The 4,343-nt window shown below is 64.1% G+C and carries 6 protein-coding genes; 5 read left to right on the top strand and 1 reads right to left on the bottom strand.

The window, feature by feature from the left end:
• Positions 1-161: 161 nt before the first annotated feature.
• Complete coding sequence (locus AC2VOP_RS08580; protein WP_486960570.1) at positions 162-842, bottom strand: hypothetical protein; 681 nt, start codon at positions 840-842, stop codon at positions 162-164.
• A 294-nt stretch (positions 843-1,136) separates the two neighbouring features.
• On the opposite strand from AC2VOP_RS08580, the gene AC2VOP_RS08585 reads away from it, so the two are divergent.
• The 5 genes from AC2VOP_RS08585 to AC2VOP_RS08605 all read left to right on the top strand — a co-directional run.
• Entirely contained in the window at positions 1,137-1,661 is a 525-nt protein-coding gene (locus AC2VOP_RS08585) for a hypothetical protein (protein WP_486960571.1), read from the top strand.
• A 161-nt stretch (positions 1,662-1,822) separates the two neighbouring features.
• Positions 1,823-2,479 carry a tyrosine-type recombinase/integrase gene (locus tag AC2VOP_RS08590; protein ID WP_486960572.1) on the top strand — a complete coding sequence of 219 codons (657 nt, stop codon included), beginning with the start codon at positions 1,823-1,825 and terminating at the stop codon, positions 2,477-2,479.
• Between the two features lie 44 nt (positions 2,480-2,523).
• Positions 2,524-2,721 carry a hypothetical protein gene (locus tag AC2VOP_RS08595; RefSeq protein ID WP_486960573.1) on the top strand — a complete coding sequence of 66 codons (198 nt, stop codon included), beginning with the start codon at positions 2,524-2,526 and terminating at the stop codon, positions 2,719-2,721.
• Between the two features lie 8 nt (positions 2,722-2,729).
• Positions 2,730-4,034 (top strand): hypothetical protein, encoded by a 1,305-nt coding sequence (locus tag AC2VOP_RS08600; protein WP_486960574.1) that lies wholly within the window; start codon positions 2,730-2,732, stop codon positions 4,032-4,034.
• Positions 4,035-4,105: 71 nt separating this feature from the next.
• On the top strand, positions 4,106-4,343 hold a 238-nt coding region (locus AC2VOP_RS08605), incomplete at its 3' end, for a hypothetical protein (protein WP_486960575.1).

Raw genomic sequence — 4,343 nt, forward strand, 5'->3', positions numbered from 1 at the left:
GGTGGCATGTTCATCCCGCCCGACCTGCAGGGAGCGCCGCCGCATCAATTCATAGAGATGACGACGTTCAGCGCCATCCTTGATGATGTCAACAGCAATGGTGGACCGGGCGCCGGGTTCACGCCGATCGGCAACTGAAATCCTCCAGCCGAGACGCCCGATCAGAACAAGCTGGCGACAACATCTGGCGTAACCCCGACAGCGCCATCTCCGAGGAAGGCGCCGCCGAGCATGACGGGAAGGGATTCAACCGCGGCCGGGACCATCTGGAAGATCTCGACGCCGAGTGTCTGGAACATCGCCGTCGAGGCGTCCGTGGCCGACCCGGCCGTGATCGCGCTGTCGAACGCCTGGCCGGCGCTGAGCAGCGCCGCACCGGTGTTGGCCCACTGCTGGTTGAGCGGGTTGAGGAACAGCTGGTCAACCATCCCCGACAACGAACCGGAATGCGCCAAAAGCGTCGACTCGGCCGGCGCCACTTGATCGGTCACGAAATTTCCCAGCGTGTCTAGTGAACTCGGGTAGCCGTCGATGAACGACGCGTACTTACTCGCGATACCGCTCGATACGTCGATCCCGCCGATCAGCTTGCTCGTCTCGGTGATGTCCTCGGCGGCGGTGCTCAGCAGGTCTTGCGAGCTGGTCGAGGCGAGCATCTGTGCCGCGTTGTCCCACAGCGCAGCTGCGCCTGAACCGGTGACGGCACTACCCGCACCGGCGTCAACGATGTCATCGGCGGGGACGGCGTGGGCGCTGCCCATCCCGAGCAGCACAGCCGTACAAGCGGCTCCACCAACCACCCCGACACCGGTGCCCCACCGGCGAACACAAGCAACAAACATGTGAAAGACCCTCCCTCGACCGGCCCCAGAGGCCGGTTTGCGAGAATAACAAACCCATCTGAGTCGAAGCGGTCCCCAGCGAGCATAACCACGCTGGCCAGCTCATCTGCATTGAGCGGTGGTCGCTGATCACGGAGCCGTGCGTCGGAATTATCAGTGTCGTGGTGCGTACCCAGAATGATGTACGACCTCGCGGTAGCGTCTCCATAATAGACAGCGTCGAGACCCAAAGTGCTCCCAACAAGCGTCCTTCATTCAACGGGCTGTCTGTTTACGGTGCTACTATCCAGTCTCATGGAGGAGGTTACCGTCTCGGATCATCCGGAGTACCAAGCGGCGATTGACGCCATCGACAGTGTGGTCGGCAGTCTGCGTGGTGAGATCGCCGGTATCGAACGACAGATCGAGGCTCTACAGGCTGATAGGGCACGCTTGTCGAAGCTGTCCGGGAGGCCGCCTGCGAAAACCGGCCGGAATCCGCAGGACGCACAGCCACAGCGACGTCTCGATTTTAGAGACAAGGTGGCCAGACTGGAGTCCTATATCGAACACAACTCCGAGACTGGCCAAGTGAGTCATCTTCGTAGCGCCGAGATGGTCGCCGACGTGGTGGCATCCCTGCGCTGTCCGGTCACCCGCAAGCAGATTATCGCGGCGTTCTTCGATCGGTTCCCCCGGCGCGATCTGGAGCAGGTTTGGCACGGTGACGTCGACAACGCGGTGGCCATCGCGATCCGTCGCGCCGCTCAGCGGGGTCTGATCGAGAAGGTCGAGAGGAACTTGTACCGGTCACCACAAGAAGGAGGCTCAATGACCTAGCAGCAAAAGAAGAGGCGAGGAGCGGTAACTCCTCACCCCTTCCATCGAACCGGTGTTTGCGCGCCGGCCCAGTTGCAGTCCCCGAGAAAGGAGAGCTGAGTGCCCAGAATACCCCATTGGTCTTCGCGATCGAGACACCGGCGCGTTCCCGCGGAGCTCCGGTGAGCACTGCCCCGGCGACTCTCACCCTGGCGGTCGACGCGGTTGTCGCCCGCTGGGAGCAGGGCCGTGCCCGATCGCCGTACACGATTGAGAAATATGGCTCCGTCCTCTCCCGGTTCACCCGGTTCGCCGAGGCGCACGACGTCACCAGCATCGCCCAGGTCGACACATCCCTGGTGGTGGCGTTCGTCAACTCGCTCGGGCGCGATCGGCGCAGTCAAGTCTCCCGCACGGTGTCCGGCCGTACCCGAGCGAACAGATTGTCGGCATTGCGGGCGCTCTTCGCCGCTGCCACCAAAGCCGGCTGGGTCACGTCGAACCCGGTCACCGGCGTCACCACGCCGCCGAAAAGCAGCACCAAGCCGCCCGCGCGTCCGCTCACGGATGTCGAAGCTGAACGGCTTCGCTACCTCGCCGGAACCAATCCGGCACGCCAGCGCCCCGCCGTCGTCGCCCTGTTGTTGTCAGGCGCGTGGGCGTCCGAGATCGCGTCCCTGACCGCAGCGTCATTCGACAGCGCCACCGCCAGACTGACACTTCCCGGCGTGGGCGACCGCCACGACCGCACCGTCACCGTGCAGCCCGGGCCGCCCGCATCGTCACCGCCCGCATCGGCTGGCTGCAAACCCGGACAGGCACAGCCGAGCTGCGTCTGACGGCCAACACCGGCACGGTAGGGCAGCGGCGGACGAGAGCGTACATGGTTGCCCGCACGGCCATTGTTCGCGGCGGACTTGCGGACGATCCCACCGTCACCCCGGCGTCACTGACGTTGTGGGCGGCTCGGCGCGTGTTCGAGACCACCGGCCACATCGAGGCCGCCGCCAATCTGATCGGCATGTCTTCACTGGATGCCACCGCAGCCGTGATCGCCTGGGACTGGAGAGAAACCGAGTAGCCCCCGCGATGTCCGACAACGCGCTCACCCAGCTCGACTGGCTCGTCGCAGCCGCCGAAAGGCCATGGCTTCACGAGCTGGCCCAAACTGTTCCCGAGCGCGGAAACGGGCCGGGACGCCGTCGCGAGCACCCCGCCATCGTCGGTCTCCTTTACATCCTTGCTGCCGGTGGCGTTACCGGCTCACACCGCTCAGCTGCCCGGCTGCTCGCATCGGAACACGCTTGGCGACTCGTGCGTCGCGCCGTCAAAGCAGCCACCGGCGCCCGGTTGCCGCGCCGCGCACCATCGCGCGGGCAACTCGAAACGTGGCGGTACTTTCTTGCCGAACGCAGCGGCCCGCTGCGTGAACAGGTCCGCTTCGTATCGGCGCAGCTGGCACTCGACGCCGGTTGCTTCAATCCCGCCAGCACACCGGCGAAACCGTGCCGATCAGACACACTTTTCGGAGACGGCAAGGTGGTCGCCGCCCCGATCCTGTCCAAGACCGCCGAACAGTGGCGCCAGCAAGGACGGCGGATCGACACCGGACTGCACAAGCAAGCCGGTGAAGACTCCGGGGTCTATGCCACCGGCTCCAAGTTCGTCCTGATGGGTGTCCGGGCGGACAAACGGTCCAACGCCAGAATCCTCCTCGACGTGACGTACCTGCCGCCCGGGAAGGGCTACAGGGACGAATCCGCGACGGCAGTAGCTGTGATCACCGAACTCACGAACCTTGTCATCAGCCTCGGCGGCGCGGTGGGCGGCGTGTGTTACGACGGCGCTTTCCGCGGCAAACACATCGACCCGCTAATGAAGAAGGGGTTGGCGGTGCTATCCCCGATCCATCCCACTACAGCCGGCTACAGGCCGTTTGAACTCATCACCGACTGCCCATGTGGGAACACCCACCAGCTCGCCACCCAAGACGGCGCCGTCTGTGAGTCCCTGGCTACCGATACCGGTGACGAGCACGTGGTTTCATGCCGGGTCAAACGGCTCGCCAGGCGGCGCAACGTCGGCGCCACCGCGTCGAACCGGTGGTACCGGGAGATCGAACTCGACTGCGGCCACACAAGATTCATCCGCGTCGACACCACCGATGGCGACCGCAACAGGGGCTTCAACCGGGCTGAACGCATCCGTCAGCACCCACCGGCCAGCGAGGTCTACCAGAACTGCTACGGGTGGCGTGAGGACCCCGAATCAACCAACAACACCCTCGACCGCACCCTGTACGGCGGACGGATGATCGCCCACACCTGGAAACGGCAGCTACTGTTCACCCGGATTTTTCACGTAATTCGGTGTCGATGGGTGTCGTTAACGTGAAAGGTGCACTGCCGCAAGGATAATCGGAGTGTTCACGGCTCCATTATCCCAGATGGGAGTGCACCTGTCAGATGCAGACTACTACCGACTGGTCGAAGAATGTGCGAGGTGAGGTCCGTGGCGAAGACGTGGTGGGACATGCCGGCCCTGCAAAACCCCGGATGCTGGCCGGCGGTGTGGGGTGCGGTGGCCGGATTCTGTGCGCGACGCTGGTTCCGTTACAGCTGATCACTTCGATCGCCTCTGTGGAAGCTGACCCGAAAGCTCGGCCCACCGCGCAAGTTTGGCCCTACTTCCTGCTTCGGCCCT

Source organism: Mycobacterium sp. TH-M106 (assembly GCF_057473765.1).